Annotated in this window: 11 protein-coding genes and 3 tRNA genes; 9 read left to right on the forward strand and 5 right to left on the reverse strand. The window is 60.3% G+C overall.

Features of this window, described 5'->3' with window-relative positions; genetic code table 11:
* Window positions 1-10: 10 nt before the first annotated feature.
* Window positions 11-1,036: a hypothetical protein gene (locus ACYVIT_RS10820; RefSeq protein WP_460478197.1), complete on the forward strand. Its 1,026-nt coding sequence runs from the start codon at window positions 11-13 to the stop codon at window positions 1,034-1,036.
* A gap of 53 nt (window positions 1,037-1,089) precedes the next feature.
* Here the strand turns inward: ACYVIT_RS10820 and ACYVIT_RS10825 are convergent.
* Window positions 1,090-1,165: transfer RNA gene (locus tag ACYVIT_RS10825), tRNA-Thr, on the reverse strand.
* A 196-nt stretch (window positions 1,166-1,361) separates the two neighbouring features.
* Here ACYVIT_RS10825 and ACYVIT_RS10830 point away from each other — a divergent pair.
* The 3 genes from ACYVIT_RS10830 (at window position 1,362) to ACYVIT_RS10840 (ending at window position 3,040) form a co-directional block, all read left to right on the forward strand.
* Window positions 1,362-1,946, forward strand: coding sequence for a YceI family protein (locus tag ACYVIT_RS10830; RefSeq protein ID WP_415807962.1), 585 nt, complete (start codon window positions 1,362-1,364; stop codon window positions 1,944-1,946).
* A gap of 228 nt (window positions 1,947-2,174) precedes the next feature.
* Window positions 2,175-2,250 (forward strand) — tRNA-Asn (locus tag ACYVIT_RS10835).
* 376 nt (window positions 2,251-2,626) lie between these two features.
* Window positions 2,627-3,040, forward strand: coding sequence for a GreA/GreB family elongation factor (locus ACYVIT_RS10840; protein WP_415807961.1), 414 nt, complete (start codon window positions 2,627-2,629; stop codon window positions 3,038-3,040).
* 9 nt (window positions 3,041-3,049) lie between these two features.
* Here the strand turns inward: ACYVIT_RS10840 and ACYVIT_RS10845 are convergent, their stop codons facing one another.
* The 3 genes from ACYVIT_RS10845 to ACYVIT_RS10855 form a co-directional block, all read right to left on the reverse strand.
* Complete coding sequence (locus ACYVIT_RS10845; RefSeq protein WP_415807960.1) at window positions 3,050-3,625, reverse strand: N-acetyltransferase; 576 nt, start codon at window positions 3,623-3,625, stop codon at window positions 3,050-3,052.
* A gap of 7 nt (window positions 3,626-3,632) precedes the next feature.
* Window positions 3,633-4,547, reverse strand: coding sequence for a bactofilin family protein (locus ACYVIT_RS10850; protein ID WP_415807959.1), 915 nt, complete (start codon window positions 4,545-4,547; stop codon window positions 3,633-3,635).
* A gap of 418 nt (window positions 4,548-4,965) precedes the next feature.
* Window positions 4,966-7,083 (reverse strand): bifunctional 2',3'-cyclic-nucleotide 2'-phosphodiesterase/3'-nucleotidase, encoded by a 2,118-nt coding sequence (locus ACYVIT_RS10855; protein WP_415807958.1) that lies wholly within the window; start codon window positions 7,081-7,083, stop codon window positions 4,966-4,968.
* 156 nt (window positions 7,084-7,239) lie between these two features.
* Here ACYVIT_RS10855 and ACYVIT_RS10860 point away from each other — a divergent pair, with 156 nt between their 5' ends.
* Complete coding sequence (locus ACYVIT_RS10860) at window positions 7,240-8,289, forward strand: CobW family GTP-binding protein (RefSeq protein WP_415807957.1); 1,050 nt, start codon at window positions 7,240-7,242, stop codon at window positions 8,287-8,289.
* A 738-nt stretch (window positions 8,290-9,027) separates the two neighbouring features.
* Here ACYVIT_RS10860 and ACYVIT_RS10865 read toward each other — a convergent pair.
* Window positions 9,028-9,104 (reverse strand) — tRNA-Met (locus tag ACYVIT_RS10865).
* A gap of 77 nt (window positions 9,105-9,181) precedes the next feature.
* Between ACYVIT_RS10865 and scpB the strand changes: the two genes are divergently transcribed.
* The 4 genes from scpB (at window position 9,182) to nusA (ending at window position 15,500) form a co-directional block, all read left to right on the forward strand.
* A complete protein-coding gene (gene scpB / locus ACYVIT_RS10870) occupies window positions 9,182-10,384 on the forward strand; it encodes an SMC-Scp complex subunit ScpB (RefSeq protein WP_415807956.1) in 1,203 nt (400 codons plus the stop codon).
* Window positions 10,385-11,343: 959 nt separating this feature from the next.
* On the forward strand, window positions 11,344-13,212 hold the full coding sequence (gene rluB, locus ACYVIT_RS10875) for a 23S rRNA pseudouridine(2605) synthase RluB (RefSeq protein WP_415808028.1): 1,869 nt from the start codon (window positions 11,344-11,346) through the stop codon (window positions 13,210-13,212).
* Between the two features lie 306 nt (window positions 13,213-13,518).
* On the forward strand, window positions 13,519-14,025 hold the full coding sequence (gene rimP, locus ACYVIT_RS10880) for a ribosome maturation factor RimP (protein WP_415807955.1): 507 nt from the start codon (window positions 13,519-13,521) through the stop codon (window positions 14,023-14,025).
* Window positions 14,022-15,500, forward strand: a complete 1,479-nt coding sequence (nusA, locus tag ACYVIT_RS10885) for a transcription termination factor NusA (protein WP_094838503.1) — start codon at window positions 14,022-14,024, stop codon at window positions 15,498-15,500. The genes rimP and nusA overlap by 4 nt, the downstream gene beginning before the upstream one ends.
* Window positions 15,501-15,550: the final 50 nt, after the last annotated feature.

Consider the following 15,550-nt stretch of genomic DNA (forward strand, 5'->3'; position numbering starts at 1 on the left):
AAACCCTTTAATGAAGCAAATCATCGCGGCAATCACGCCGTCTTATCGGCCGCGTTTCGCGATGCGATATAGTCACCGCTCACTACCCAACCGGAGGCAGAGCATGGTGCAGCAGGGGTGGCAATGGTTGATGGCTTGCGCTATTGCGCTCGGGCTGGCCGCGCCGGGCGCGGCCGAGGTGCTATACGATCGGGATGGTTTACGCGGCGAACGCATCCCTTACGGCCAAACCAATCCTGCCACGGGTCAACGCCAGAGCGGCTACACCTACCAGGTCATGTTCAACGGCGCCAAGCTTTGCGGTGACGAGGTGAGTCTCCTGCTGTTTCCCGGCCGCGATTTCAAGCGCTTTTACTGTGCGGGTCCGATTCAACCTTTGCCCGATGGCATGCTGGTGTTCTTTACCGGGGGCGAGACGGCCCTGGCGCGCGTGCGCGTGGCACAAGGCCAATTGCAGGTGCAGCGTATTTCCATGTCGAGCGACGCCAAGCGCGACGGCTTGCATGAGAACCGTTTCCTGGACGCGGGCATGGCGGGTTGGACCCGTATTCAGACGGCATGGGACGACACGGTGATGATTCAGCACGCGCCGTTCCGGGTGGTTTATCTGGGTGAGGGTCGCCTGCTCGATATGTCTGATGGGGTGGCTTACTTGGCACGTGCGCGCCGTACGCAGTACATCCAGATCGAACCCGATAAATGGGTCGACTTGCCCAATATCGGCAGAGTTTTTAGCCGCGGCCGAGAACAGAGCTATCAAGTAGGACCGACATTTCGTGCCGTGCGCTGGCCCGAGGGGCGCGAGTTGGCCAGGCTCGATCTGGACAGTTGCACCGATTTGCCCAAGCTCGAGTTCAATCCTGGCGATGGGCCATCGGATGCGCGGGTGAAATATGCAGATCTCTCTGCGTGGCGTGCGCAGACGCTGGTCTATGCTGCGGCCGGCAAGGGCGGTAGCTTGCGTCTTGCGGCGAGCGCCGATTTGCCTCGGCGCGCTGGCTGCACCCCGGACAAGCCACCCAAGCACGCCAAATAAATCAGGCACGGAAAAGAAAAAAGGCTGACCCAAGGTCAGCCTTTTTTGAATCCTGGTGCCGGCAAGAGGAGTCGAACCCCCGACCTTCGCATTACGAATGCGCTGCTCTACCAACTGAGCTATGCCGGCGTGCATTAGCGCTGATGCGCCTTTGCCAGTAGTGTCTACACCAGTGGCGCAGCACCAAAGACCGAAATCATATCAGAAATTTTTGGCTCCTGTCGAGATGAACAACGAATTTGTCCTTGCGTCGCACGAACGGTTGCAGTATTTGTCAGTCAGTCTACGAACGCCGCATCCGCCGGTTCATTAATCAGGAGTCCCTATGCACACAGTAGTCAAAGCCTTTACGTTCGCTTGCACCATTGCGCTGAGCGCTGCGGCCGCCGCCGAGCCGGTCACCTACGACCTGGATCCCGACCATACGTATCCCAGCTTTGAGGCCGATCATATGGGTGGATTATCGACCTGGCGCGGCAAGTTCAACCGCTCTAGCGGCACCGTCGTTCTGGATCGCGCTGCGCGCACAGGCAGTATCGACGTTACCGTAGATATGAAATCCGTTGATTTCGGACATGACGAAATGAACAAGCACGCGATGGCGGCCGATATCCTCGATGTCGAGCGTTATCCCACTGCCGTCTTCAAAGGGAAATTCACCGAGTTTGACGGTGACGTGCCGGACAAGGCCCGCGGTGAACTGACTATGCATGGTGTGACCCGGCCCATTACGCTAGACATTGATGACTTCAAGTGCATCATGCACCCCATGACCAAGCGCGAGGCCTGCGGCGCCGATGTGTCGGCCGAGTTCAATCGTGCGGATTACGGGATCGATTTTGCGTTGAATATGGGATTCAAGCCAGAGGTAGAGTTGAAAATCCAAGTGGAAGGCCAACGTCGGCAATAGCCTTGCGCGGGTTTCGGGCAACAGGCTCCAGCCATGTGCACCAGCGGTCCGATCGAATGGTTTCGCGGGCCGCTGCCTTGATTGTTGATCGTCGATAAAGCTCGCCGACCGGCCATTGAGGGATCGATAAACTCAGCGAGAAAAGTGCAGAGCAAAAAAATATAGATTTTCTTTCCCTCGACTTGCACACTTCCAAAAATTCGTTCATAATCTCGTTTCTTTAGCAGTTCCCCGATAGCTCAGTCGGTAGAGCGACGGACTGTTAATCCGCAGGTCGCTGGTTCGAGCCCAGCTCGGGGAGCCAAAAAAACGCTAAAGAGAAGTACCGACACAGCAAATTCAACGCCGCCTTTCAGGTGGCGTTTTGCTTTTCTGGCTTTCTTTTTTTGCGTTGAATCCAGCGCATAGCCTTCAACTCTGATGGCTGTCCACTGTCTTCAGTGGGCAGCACATATGAGGTACCATTCCCTACATGAACGCGGCTGCTCGATTTGCCTTCGCTATCGTTGCTTTTGCGCGCACTGGATGCCGGTGCGCCGTTGGCGCGCGCTCGTTCAACAGGGCTCACAGCACCGACGCAGACTCCTAAGCCCGGCAGCAGATCAGAACTCCATCTTCAGGAGTTTGCTGCCGGGCCAAGCCAGACATTCCCTATTTTTTCTGTCTGTCAGGAGTCCATGATGACCGCTGTTTCTAATACCGAACGCATTTTCTCTGAGCTCGACCGGGTCCGCGTCGAACGCCTCGCCGCACGATTTCCCACGCCGGATGGCCTGGCCCACACGGTGCTGGAAGGCTTCGACGAAGGCGACTTCATGATGCCCAGCGATATCCCCGACGATGTCGTGACCGTGAATTCACGCGTGCGCGTACGCGATCAGGACGGCAACGTTCGCGAGATCACGATTTGCTATCCAGGCGAGGCCGATGCCGCCAAGGGATTTTTATCCGTGCTGTCTGCCGTGGGGGGCCAGTTGCTGGGTCATCGCGTAGGGGCAACGGTATCCTGGGCCGACCCCAGCGGTGCCGCGTCGAGCCTGCACATCGAGGCTCTGTTGTTTCAGCCTGAAGCCAGCGGCGAGCTCGCCCTTTGAGGCGTGTTGTCAGCGCGGCGGATTGCCGGCCGCCAGCGCGAGCAGCCGTTGCGCGGTCCAGCCTGCGCCGCACAGTAGTAGCCGGGTGTGCAGGTCTTCGAATGTTTTCCATTCGATAGATCTGCCCAGGTCGATCAGCTGCTTGCCCTGCAATCGCACATGGTGCAATGGATAGTGTGCGCTCAGTGATCGCCAGAGTTCCAATGCGCCAGGTGATTGACGGGCGCCGCTCAGCAGGCACAGGCCGGCGTTCAGCGCTTCCAGATAGACGCGCTTGGCGAGCCCTCGGCGTTGATAAGGCTCTCGGTAACGGGAATGTGGGGATCGTATGTATTGATCCAGTCTACGATCCAGTCCTGTCACGCGATTGAAAGTGGTGCTGCCGGCCAGCCAGCGTTTTGCCGGATCTTCTATATACAAAAAGGTTTCACCCGATGCGGTGCGGCGATAGCGGGGCAGGGGCCTGTCGCGCAGATTGGGTAAAAATATTGTCCCGTCTACGGCTGCGTTTCGCAGGCAATGGGGGTACAGCGAGTCCAGCTCAGCCTCCAGTCGGGTGCCTCCGCGGGCTACATCGATTCTCATGTCGCCTCTACCTTTGCGTATCGTCAACCGCAGCCCAATGGCCGCTGCGCAGACTTCCGGGCCGGCGGCATGCGTGCACGTTCGCGCTGCTTTCCCATGCGTGTTCGGGCACCTGCAGGCCGGCATAGATGCCGTAGCCCTCGCCCGCGCAAATCTCGCCTTCGGTATACAGGCTTTCTCCGGCGCTGATGGCGTTGGCTGCAGATATTTCCGTCAGCGCCTTGATGCCCCAGCCTGCATAGAGGTGTCCGCCGCATTGCAATGATCCGCCGCATTCGACACCTTGACGCGTGACAATATCTGCCTCGCTGGTAACGTTCCCGGCCACGCGAATGCTTTTTTCGCAATGCAGAGTGTTGACCTGCAGGTCCTGACCGGCGTGCACTGCGCCGCGCACTCGAGCGGGGCCGGTGCATGTCAGGTCCCAGCCTGCGCGAATGCTTTCGCAGTCGAGCTCACCCTGGACGAGGATGTTCCACGCAGCGTGAACACGGCCGTTCACGTGTAGCGTGTCGCCGCAAAATATCGCGCCGGAGCAATGAATGTCGTCGCCTGCCTGCAAGCGATCCTGAACCCGCATTCCACCGCCCACGCGAATGCCTCGTCCAGTACGCAACGTGCCGGTGACATCCAGTGTGCCTCGGACTTCTATTGCGCCTGCAAAGACAACGTCTTCTGCATCCAGGTGGTCCAGTTTCAATACTGCGTCCGTCGGCCCGAATTGATCCAGCAACCAGCACGCATCCTTGGTGCGGCCATCAGCAACGAGCGCGTCCAGCAATTGTTGGTAGGTGCCTTGCGGTGGCGCATGGCGCAGATACCAGCGAAAACCGTCAGCGCAGGGCTGTTTGAGTTTGATGAAGTCCTTGGTGATGTCCATGCGAGTCCCTGGGCTGGCCAATGCCGTATGGTGGCTGGCCATAGGGGTGTGCTCGTGTGGTCTGTGCGCCGGGGCATGCCGCAGCGTTGCGGCAACGCCATCCGCGTTGGGATGGCCGTGGTTTCCAGAGCGCTATCGTAAAAAACGAGCAGCACCTATTCGCGCGGCTGATGCCCGACGACCTAGGAATTGCGCAAAAAAGATGAGTGGGAGGTCGCCGGGCTAGTCAAGTGCGGCGAAAGCCGCGGCTGGGCCGGCGCTTGTGGACAGTGGATGTCGAGCACGCCGGATCGGCCACCGGGCGGTGGCTGTCGCACGCAGCAGAGTGCGCGAAGAGGTCTGGCGGCTATACATGGAAGCGAATTGTAGGCCAAGGCCAGCAGGTTTGCACACCCGCTGGCGTTTTCGTGTTTCTGGATCGGTGCGACGGGGCGCGGCCCCGTCGCGCAGACTCAGCAGCTCAGTTGGTCTGCGACAGGTCAATGCTGTAGACCGCGCGTCCTTCGCCCGAGCCATCATCGGCATTGACCAGTGCGATTCCCGTCAGGCCGGCTGCTTGCGCAACGCTCAATGAGTCTTTGCCTGATTTGAACAGCACGGCGCCTGCCGTATTCACAGGAGTAAACCGCCAGCTGCGCGCCGAGCCATTTGCGCTGCGGGTGATTTGCGGGTTGCTCTTGATGTAGTTGATCACTACATCGCGATTCGCATCGGGGGATGCGTAGACAATATCAAATGCCTTGCCGTCGCCCAGAATATAGCGAGCGCTGCTTTCGGCGCGATAGTTGTTGGTGGCAACGATGAACTCCTTGCCATCTACCGGCGCATCGAGATACGTCAGATTCTTGATGCGGCTGCCCTGGGGTTGGGTGACGTCGATCTCATATCGCAAATCTGGCGTGGTGAACATATCAAAGTTGTAGCCAGCGAAAGCGGATTGCCCCGAGGGCACTTGACCCGTTTTGGTGTCTTTGATCAGCCACTGATCCTGTGTCGATGACGGATCGATCCGGTTAAAGCGCAAGGCGGCATTTTCCAGCCAGAGCTTGAGCTCGGCACCCGTGACCTTCACGGCATACACCGTGTTGGGGTACAGATACAGGTCCGCGGCATGATAAATGGCCAATGCGCCCGGCGCGACATCGGTGTAGTCGCCGCCCCCTTGGAATCCCGCTTTGAACGGCGCGCTGATCGACAGGATGGGCAGGTCGGCATACTGAGGCAGATTGGCGGCCACATAGTCGCTGACATAGGCCTGCTGTGCCTGATTGACCAACTGAATCGCGCCCGGATCCCCGACATCAGCAAACAGCGTGCTCATGCGGAAGTTCGAGTTGCCTATGGGTGTTTTGACATATTCCACTGCGGCTTCGTGTTGTGTCTGCACAGAGGCAGCGACAGCCGAGTCGGCCGCGACATATTGCGTGCCGCCGTTGGCGTCGGTGCTTTGAATGGTGCGTATTTCAGCTGTGGTTTTCGAGGTGTCGATGCTCCACGCCTTGCCATCCCACCGCAGGGCGTAGTCAATCACGCCCAGGCCCTTGCCCCATGAGCTGGCCATGACAGCCGGCACGCCGTATACCGTGCCGGCGGCATTGTCCACGCCGGGATAGGTATAGGCGGGACTCTTGCTGCGATCGGGGAATGTGCTGTGCTGATGCCCCATGACCAGACCGTCGATACCGGCGACCTGCGCAATGTACAGGCCGGGATTTTCCATGTCCGCGGAATAGTCTGCATCGCTCATCCCGCCGTGCAGCAATACGAAAACCAGATCGGCGCCTTCGGCGCGCGCTTGGGCGACTTGGGCTTGAACGGCGGCGCGGCCGTCGCTGATCGTGACCTTGTTTTCGAGGTAGCGCTTATCCCAGTTCATGATGCCAGGGGTGGTCAGGCCGATCACGCCGATTTTGATGGGCAGCTTGACGGGGTCGCCGTCCTCTTGCGTGGCGTTGACTTCGCGTTCCAGGATGACGTGGGGCGGCAGCAGTTCTTTGCCGCTGGCAACGCTTTGCACGTTGGCCAGCGTCATCGGGAATCCCGGGCCCGTGCATGACAGGCTGGGGTCTACGCCTTCCACGTTCAGTCCGCCGCCCAGCACTTGGTTCAAATAGGGCAGTCCATAGTTGAATTCATGGTTGCCCAGGGTGCCTGCGTCGTACTGCAATACCGCCATCGCCTTGTACATGGACGATTGTTGGCTGCAGGTGATGGGCGATACCTGGGCCTCGTAATCGGCCAGCGCCGTTCCTTGGATCGTGTCGCCGTTGTCCACGAGCAACGTATTCGGGAATTCCTGGCGGGCAGCGCGGATCAGCGTGGCTGTGCGCTCAAAACCATAGGTCGGGTCTTCTGCGAGCTTGAAATAGTCGTAGCTGCGAACGTTGAAATGCAGATCGGTCGTCGCCAGCAGGGCCAGATTTGCCGAGGCTTTTTCCTGAGCCTCTGGTGGCGGCGTGTTGTCGTCGTCAGAGTCGTCACTGTTGCTGCAAGCAGAAAGGGAACCGGCCAAAGCCAGCGCAAGCATCACTCGCGGGAAGGCTCGGCGAGGGTTCAGGAACGGCACGCGCACAGACATCGGAAACTCCTGGTGTAGTTATAAATAGAGTCGCCGAGTATTAGGGCTATTGCTGACGGGGGTGTGACCAACGGATTTCCGAGAGATGACAATATGTCGAATGATGTCCTTGCGTTCTCCCTTTCTTTTGTGGAGCAGAGCCGTCAAAATTTCGTCATGTCTATTTCTACGCAATCTTCTCCTGACGCTGCCGATCATCGCATCGGCGTGACGGTGTTGACCGGCTTTCTGGGCAGCGGCAAAACCACACTGCTCAATCGGCTGGTGCGCGAGCCTGCGTATGCGGACGCGGCCGTCATCGTCAACGAAGTGGGCGATATCGGTGTCGATCATCATTTGTTGCGCCATGCGGATGGCCGTATCGTTCTCATCGAAGGCGGCTGTATTTGCTGTTCCGTCAATGGGGATCTGGTCAACACCTTGCGTGAACTTTTTATGTCGGCATTGCGCCGGCAGATTCCACGCTTTCGCCGGGTACTGATTGAGACGACAGGACTGGCTACGCCTGCCGCGATTTTGTTCACGTTGCGTCATGAGCACTTTGTGGCCGAGCGTTATGTTTACCGCGGCACCATCACTGTCGTGGACGCGAAACACATTCGGGCCCAATTGCTGGAACAGCCCGAGGCTGCGCAGCAGGTGGCCGCGGCGGATATGGTGGTGTGCACCAAAGCAGATCTCGTCGCGCCCACGGTGCTGGATGAGGCGATTCAGTGGGTCCGGCAGACCAGCCCCGGCGTGCCGGTCTTGGTGCAACAGCCTGATGCACCACTGGATGAACGCCTGGTCATGCCTGGGCTCGACCACCCGCAGACGAATCCGGATGAATCGAATCGCTGGCTAACGGGCTTTTCGTCGTTAGGCGGTGCCCGCCATCCTCAGGTCAGGCATGCAGTATTGCAATGGTCGGCGCCCGTCAGCCGAGCCCTGTTTGTGAAAGGCATGGCGCAACTCCAGGAGGCGCATCATCGCGGTTTGTTGCGCATCAAGGGCCTGATCGGATTCGAGGGCGAGGCTTTGCCTTGCGCCATTCATGGTGTGCATCGCGATCTTTATCCCTTTGAGCCGTTGGCGGCTTGGCCTGATGGTGAGCATCGTTCCTGGCTGGTGTTGATTGTCCGTGAATTGGATCCTGAAATCCTGATCCGCGAGTTACGCAGTTCGCTGCAACTGTCCGGACCCGAGGGGCTCGCTGCCCGATCCTAGTTGCCGATTGTCGTGCCATGCTTTGTCTGTGAGGGCATTGTGGGTATAATTGAGGAACTGTCTTCATGTAGACCAACGTCACTCCAGCCGCCAGCCTCCATGGGCAGGCAATGTGCTCCGGTATAACCGTGTTGCCTAGCTAGGGGTGCAGGCAAAGCCGCGGCGGGTATTTCCGTGGTGGGCCGTCCGACAGCGGGTGCCGTTACAACGGATCCAGCGCTGGTCGTGAGGGTTGCCGGATGAGTTGGCAGGCCGCCCGTGCTGGCCGGTCATGCAGACAGATGGTCGTCCCATATGTCTAAAAATCGTCGGCTTAGTGTCGCTATCAGACGAGTTCGTCCTGTGTATAGTCACAGGGTGCCATCGGTCTGACAGGTGTATCGCTCCGGGGAAGGGGTGTCCTGTGTCTCCGTCCTGCGCTTTGGGGCCAGGCGATTCAGGTTCATTTTTTCAGCAAATGCCGCTGGTGCGGCGCTGCGCACTGATACGCGCGGCATGGTGCAAGCCCAAGGCGCTTTTCGGTGCAGGGCGGCACGATGCTACGTCTAACAGGAACGTCGTGAACATTACGCAAGTCCACGCTACATCGGTTTTTCCGCTATCGGAGCTTCATGGCTCCTGTGGGCGGGCGGGCGCCGATCTCGGCGCTGCCGCCCAAGCCGGTTTTGCCCAGCAAGCGTGCGACGATCATCACAACAAACAAAAAGGCCCGGCGGTGAGCCAGGCCTTTAAGAAATTTGGTTGCGGGGGCAGGATTTGAACCTACGACCTTCGGGTTATGAGCCCGACGAGCTGCCAGACTGCTCCACCCCGCGTCTGAGAGAACGAAATCATAGCGTCTTTTCAGACTCGTTGCAAATTTGCCCTTTTTATGTAGGTAGACAGAAGCTCAATGGACAATAGCGAGGCAACTTATGTGCTGGAAGCTGCGCTGCTATGCGCCAGCCAGCCCATGCCATTGACCGAAATGCGCAAGCTGTTCGGCGAAGACCCGGATTTCGATAACGACAGACTGCGGACGATGCTGCAGGAACTGCAGGAACATTGGGCCAACCGCGGAATGGACTTGGCGCAGTTGGCGACAGGGTGGCGTTTTCAGAGTCGCCCGCAAATGCAGCGCTATCTGGAACGCCTGAATCCCGAGCGGCCGCCCAAATATTCTCGCGCCGTGATGGAAACGCTGGCGATCGTGGCCTGGCGCCAGCCGGTGACGCGCGGTGACATCGAAGACATTCGCGGTGTGACGGTCTCGTCTCAAATCGTCAAGACCCTCGAGGACCGCGGCTGGATCGAGGTCATCGGCCATCGCGATGCGCCGGGGCGACCCGCCTTGTTTGGCACGACGCGGCAATTTCTCGATGATCTGGGGCTGCGCGCGCTGGACGAGTTGCCGCCGTTGGATAGCGCGCAGGCCGCCGCCGCGTTGCAGGGGCTGGATCTGGGGGGGTCCGAAGTCACCCTCGAGGTCAGTGATCCTCAGGCGGCGGAGCCCGGCGCAGGTGCTCCCGAATCGCTGGGTGCTGAAGCGGGCGATGCCGGGACAGAGGCTGCCGAGGGCGATGCTGCTGTTTCCGCTGAGGCCGCGGAGCCGGTCGAAAGTGCATCTGGGGATGAGCCTTCTGGTTCTGCGTCGGTCTCCAGCGAGGACGCCAATGCCGAGCCGGACACGCCAGCCGTATCCGATACGGAGGATGTTGCGTCCATCGACGACACGGCTGTTGACGCTGAGGCGACATTCGAGCCTGCGCCGGTAGAGGCGGACGCCGATACGACGTCGGAGTCTGTGCCGGTAGAGGATGCCGATGCGACGCTTGAGCCTGTGCCGGTAGAGGTAGACGCTGAAGTGGCCGATCGTGTCGCAGTGTTATCCGAGACGGATGCTGAGGCATCTGGCGAAGATGTGGCGGTGTTGGATGCAGATCCCGCCGTGGCCGACGAAGCTGGGCTGGAGACGCCTCGCACCGACGCCGAATCAACAATTACCGAAGCGGAATCGCAGGAGTCTGCGCCCGAGGCCGAGGCCTCCGAGGTCGAGGATTCTCCTTCCGCTGATGACGAAGACCAATCCGCGCAAGGCGGATTGGCGAAAGCTTAAAGAATTCTGGAGCTGTCCCCGTGACAACCGAAATGACACGTAAAAAAATGCAAGACGATTCTGTTCCTGATTCGCTGGCCGGAGAGTCGCCTGTTGCGACGAAAGCCCGAACGACTAAAAGCGCTGCGAGCAAATCTGCGACGGCCAAGTCGACGGTGAAAGCGCCCGCGACCAAAGCAGCAGCAACAAAGGCCGCGACCAAGTCTGCAGCGACTAAAGCAGCAACGAAGACGGCTGCAACCAAGTCCGCCGCCAAGTCGGCAGGGGACAAACCTGCATCGTCCAGGGCGAAGGCCAAGTCGGCAGACGACACGCCTGTAGCGGTCAAGTCGACGGCGGTTAAACCGGCTGCAAAGACTGCAGCCAGAAAAACGGCAGCCTCGAAGTCGGCGGCCGATAAAGCGGTGGCAGACGGCTCCACGGCAGACTCGGTTTCCGACTCCGTTACGCAGCCCAAAGTTGCTGCGCCTAAATCGGCGGCGAGTAAATCGACCAAATCCAAGGTGGCAGCGAGCGGCCCGGCTGAGGCGGTTGCGGCAGAACCCGCCGTAAAGCGTACGCGTACCCGCAAAGCCGCCGCAGGCGCGGCATCGGCCGAGGCGGTGACGCCGGCCGTGGCAGAAAACGCCACCTCGCCCGTCGTCACGGCAGCGCCGGGCGTGTCTTCCGCAGCAACCGAGCGTAACGCGCCTGTTGCTGCAATGGAACGCGCTGCCCCGCAGCCTGCTTCGCATGAGGGAGCAGTTGGATCGTTCTCTGCAGGCTCTGTCCCCTCTGTGCGTGCCCGGCCGGTTGTCGCAGAAATCCGCGCATCGGGTCAGGCTGAACTGTTCGAGTCCGCCGAGCCTGCTGTGAAGCCCGTAGCCGAGTCTTTTGCGTCGATCGGGTCTGAAAGTGCTGCTTCGGCAGAGCCCGTCGTTACCGAGGGTCGTCCGAATCGGCGGCGCGGCGGAAATGCCATGGCAAATCAGCGTCCGGCGTCGGAGTCTGGCGAGGCGTCGCCCGCCACTGCCGAGTTTGCGCAGGCTGCGGCAGGCCAGGCCAATGAAGGGGATCCCAATGCGGCGCGTGGCAGTCGTGGCCGTAAGCTGCGTACCCCGTTCCGTCGCCGTCGTGGCGATGCGACGGGTGTCGCGGGGGCGCCGGGATCGGTGGATGGCGCGCCGGTGGTGCCGTCGGGCGAGGTGGCTGGCGGCCGCGGCGCCGAACGTGAGGCCGAGCAAATGCTCTCTTATTTAGAACATACTGATCGTAGCGAGCAGCGCCTGGGCAAATATCTGAATAGCGACGCAGCGATGCCCAAACTGCACAAAGTCCTGGCGGACGCCGGCATTGGCTCGCGCCGCGAAATGGAAGAATTGATCACCGCCGGCCGCGTGTCGGTCAACGGTGAGCCGGCGCACATCGGTCAGCGCGTTTCGCCGACCGACCTGGTCCGGGTCAACGGCAAGCCGGTTGCCCGCACCAATACGCGAAAACCGCCTCGTGTCATCCTGTATCACAAGCCTGCAGGCGAAATCGTGAGCCACGACGATCCTGGTGGCCGCGCCAATGTGTTCGCGCGTTTGCCCAAACTGCGTACCGGCAAATGGCTGTCGGTCGGACGTCTGGATCTGAACACCGAAGGGCTGCTGATTTTCACCACATCGGGTGATATGGCCAATCGCATCATGCATCCCCGTTACGGTACCGAGCGTGAGTACGCGGTCCGTGTGCTGGGCGAAATGGACGATGCGACCCGCAAGTCCCTGGTCGAGGGCATTCAACTCGAAGACGGCATGGCTGCCTTTGGCTCGCTGGATTATCTGGGCGGCGACGGCAGCAACCGGTGGTATCGCGTTACGCTCCAAGAAGGGCGCAACCGCGAAGTCCGCCGGATGTTCGAGGCGGTAGGCGTGACGGTCAGCCGCCTGATCCGCACTCGCTTTGGTGACTTGGTGTTGCCGCGTAATCTGCGTCGCGGCCGTTGGGATGAGTTGGATTCCTCCTTGGTGACAGCGCTGATGGTGCAGTTGGGTCTGTTGCGCGAGGACGACGATGCAGAGGGCGGTCGCCATATGCGTCAACCGCGTTCGCATGACAGCGCTTTACCGCCCGGATTTGGCACAATGGACCGCAACGGCATGAATGGTGCGCGCATCGGCCGCCGTGGCAAATTGCAGGGCGGACGCCCAGGCAGTGCCGGCCAGGTGGCATCCTCGCCGTCCGATCCTTTCGGTACCGGCTTGATGTTCACGGGCGGATACGCCAATGGGCATCCGCTCGGTAAAGACGGTGGGCGTGGTGGCAAGGGCGGCAAACCCGGTGGCAAGCCTGCAGGTATGCAGGGTGGCCACAAGGCAGGCGGGCGGCGCGGCGGCAAGGGCCCGAGCGCTCAATTCGGCGGTGGTCAAGGCAATGCGGGCGGCAATCCGGCGGGCGGCCAGGGCGGTAGCGGTGGCTACGGCAATGCTGGCCAAGGCGGCAATAGCGGTGAAGGCGGCTATCAGGGCGGCAACAAGCGTGGCGATGGCAAGTTTTCAAAGCATGGCAAGCCACGTCGCCCCAAGGGGCCGGGTGGCGAGGTGGCTGCGTCGGCACCGGGCGTTCCCGGCGTACCCGGCGGCCAGCGCAAAGGTCCGAATCGGCCCAATGGAAAACCCGGCGGCGGCCAGGGCGGCCCGCGTGGTAATCAGGCGGCTCGCAATGGCAAGCCGCAGGGCAACGGCGGCGCTAAAGGCCGTCCGCAGCGCGGTCCCAAAGGCGACGATTGGCAGCCCAAGAGCGCCTCGGCGCACGAGTCGCGCCTGGGCTTTCTCGGTGGCGGCCGTGGGCGCGGCGACCGCTGAGTGGTAACGCCGCGACGCCAAAGGCACCGTCCTGGTGCCCTTGGCGTAAACCCGCGACATAGCAGGCAATTTTCGTAATTATCTGGTAAAATCATTGGTTTTCATGGCGCGTATGAATCCGCGGGTGATCCCCGGGTGCGTCCTTGTCATGTGCCGCAGCATATGCTGTCGCCTGGATAGGTATTCGGGTGTGCTTCTTTTGGGCTTGGGTTCGGTGTTGAGTGCTGGTGGGGTGTCCCATCGGCCGGTAATCCGAGGACCAGGCAATACAGTGGGCTGGGTTTGCAGCCCATTTTTTTTGAGTGTATGGCAGATATTTACGCATTGACCCAACAGGCATTGGCCGGCATGGACGTCGAATTGGTCGACGTCGAACGTGCTGCGCTCGGCCTATTGCGCGTCACCATCGATAAGGTCGGCGGCGTGCGCATCGAGGATTGCGAGCAGGTCTCGCGCCAGTTGTCGCGCGTCTACGAAGTCGAAAACATCGACTACAAGCGGCTCGAAGTCGGCTCGCCGGGCACGGATCGTCCGTTGCGCACCGAGGCCGAGCTGCGCCGTTTCGTGGGCGAACGTATCGAGATCAAACTGCGCGAGCCGCTGGATGGACGTAAGGTGTTTTCCGGCATTCTGTCGCTGCCTGAGGCAGAGCAGAGCGCAGAGGGCGACGCGGCGGCCAATGCGCAGCAGACCGTATTCGGTCTCGAATTTGAGGCAAAAAAGAACGACATTCAGGTATTGAGTTTCACGTTCGGTGATATCGAGCGTGCCAAACTGGATCCCGTTCTGGATTTCAAGGGCAAAAAGCGATGAGTCGCGAAATTCTTCTGTTGGTCGATGCCTTGGCGCGTGAGAAAAACGTCACGCGCGAAGTCGTATTCGGAGCGCTCGAGAGCGCGCTGGCTTCGGCCATGAAAAAGCGTTTCAAGGACGACGCCGAAATCCGCGTCTCCATCGATCGCGAGACTGGCAGCCACGAGGGTTTTCGCCGGTGGCTGGTGGTGCCTGACGAGGCTGGCCTGCAAGAGCCTGACAAACAGGAAATGCTGTCCGACGCCATCGAAATTCAGCCCAATATCCAGGTGGGCGAATACATCGAAGAACCGCTCGAGCCGATCGAGTTCGGCCGTATCGGCGCGCAGGCTGCCAAGCAGGCCATCCTGCAAAAAATCCGTGACGCCGAGCGCGAGCAGGTCCTCAACGACTTCCTTGATCGTGGCGAGACCATCATCTCCGGCACGATCAAGCGCATGGACAAGGGCGACATCATTGTCGAAACCGGCAAGATCGAAGCCCGGTTGCCGCGCTCCGAAATGATCCCGAAGGAAAATTTCCGCGTCGGTGATCGTCTGCGCGCTTATGTGCTCAAGGTCGATCACGCTGCCCGCGGCCAACAGGTCATCCTGTCGCGTACGTCGCCCGATTTCATTCGTCAGCTGTTCGAGAACGAAGTCCCCGAAATCGAACAGGGTCTGCTCGAGATCAAGGCTGCTGCACGTGACCCGGGCGTACGCGCCAAGATCGCCGTGGTCGCCTACGACAAGCGTATCGATCCTATCGGAACGTGTGTCGGGATGCGCGGCTCGCGTGTGACCGCCGTGCGTAACGAACTGGGCGGCGAGCAGGTCGATATCGTGCTCTGGTCCGAGGACCCTGCGCAATTCGTCATCGGCGCCCTGGCGCCGGCCAATGTCGAATCGATCGTGGTCGACGAAGACAAACACGCCATGGACGTGGTGGTCGACGAGGAAAACCTGCCCAAGGCCATCGGCGCCAAGGGGCAGAACGTGCGCCTGGCTTCCGAGCTGACCGGCTGGCAGATCAACATCATGACGCCAGAAGAAAGCCTCAGCCGCCAGGAATCCGAGCGCGCCGGCCTGCGCACCACATTCATGAACAAGCTGGACGTCGACGAAGAAGTCGCCGACATCCTGATTGATGAAGGGTTTACCGGTATCGAGGAAATCGCTTACGTGCCCCTGCCTGAGTTGCTGGAAATCGAAGCGTTTGACGAAGACACCATCAACGAGTTGCGCGCCCGTGCCCGCAATGCGCTCTTGACCGAGGCCATCGCCCAGGAAGAACGCCTTGAAACGGCCCAGGACCTGCTCGAGCTCGAAGGCGTGACGCCCGAGCTGGCTGCCAAGCTGGCCGAGCGACAAGTGCTGACCCGTGATGATCTGGCAGAGCTGGCTACCGACGAGCTGGCGGAAATCGCCGGGATCGACGAGCAACAGGCCAGCGACTTGATCATGCGTGCCCGGGCCCATTGGTTCAACGAAGAATAACCGGCGGCATCCTGCCAAGCGTTTGATTCAAAACCCATTCATCGTTGTTG

It is taken from the genome of Bordetella muralis (assembly GCF_054781015.1).

Excerpts from the sequence above, each read along its gene's own strand:
- ACYVIT_RS10820 (WP_460478197.1), top strand. The coding sequence starts at position 11 with ATGAAGCAAATCATCGCGGCAATCACGCCGTCTTATCGGCCGCGTTTC.
- ACYVIT_RS10830 (WP_415807962.1), top strand. The coding sequence starts at position 1,362 with ATGCACACAGTAGTCAAAGCCTTTACGTTCGCTTGCACCATTGCGCTG.
- ACYVIT_RS10840 (WP_415807961.1), top strand. The coding sequence starts at position 2,627 with ATGACCGCTGTTTCTAATACCGAACGCATTTTCTCTGAGCTCGACCGG.
- ACYVIT_RS10845 (WP_415807960.1), bottom strand. The coding sequence starts at position 3,625 with ATGAGAATCGATGTAGCCCGCGGAGGCACCCGACTGGAGGCTGAGCTG.
- ACYVIT_RS10850 (WP_415807959.1), bottom strand. The coding sequence starts at position 4,547 with ATGGCCAGCCACCATACGGCATTGGCCAGCCCAGGGACTCGCATGGAC.
- ACYVIT_RS10855 (WP_415807958.1), bottom strand. The coding sequence starts at position 7,083 with ATGTCTGTGCGCGTGCCGTTCCTGAACCCTCGCCGAGCCTTCCCGCGA.
- ACYVIT_RS10860 (WP_415807957.1), top strand. The coding sequence starts at position 7,240 with ATGTCTATTTCTACGCAATCTTCTCCTGACGCTGCCGATCATCGCATC.
- scpB (WP_415807956.1), top strand. The coding sequence starts at position 9,182 with ATGGACAATAGCGAGGCAACTTATGTGCTGGAAGCTGCGCTGCTATGC.
- rluB (WP_415808028.1), top strand. The coding sequence starts at position 11,344 with ATGGCAAATCAGCGTCCGGCGTCGGAGTCTGGCGAGGCGTCGCCCGCC.
- rimP (WP_415807955.1), top strand. The coding sequence starts at position 13,519 with ATGGCAGATATTTACGCATTGACCCAACAGGCATTGGCCGGCATGGAC.
- nusA (WP_094838503.1), top strand. The coding sequence starts at position 14,022 with ATGAGTCGCGAAATTCTTCTGTTGGTCGATGCCTTGGCGCGTGAGAAA.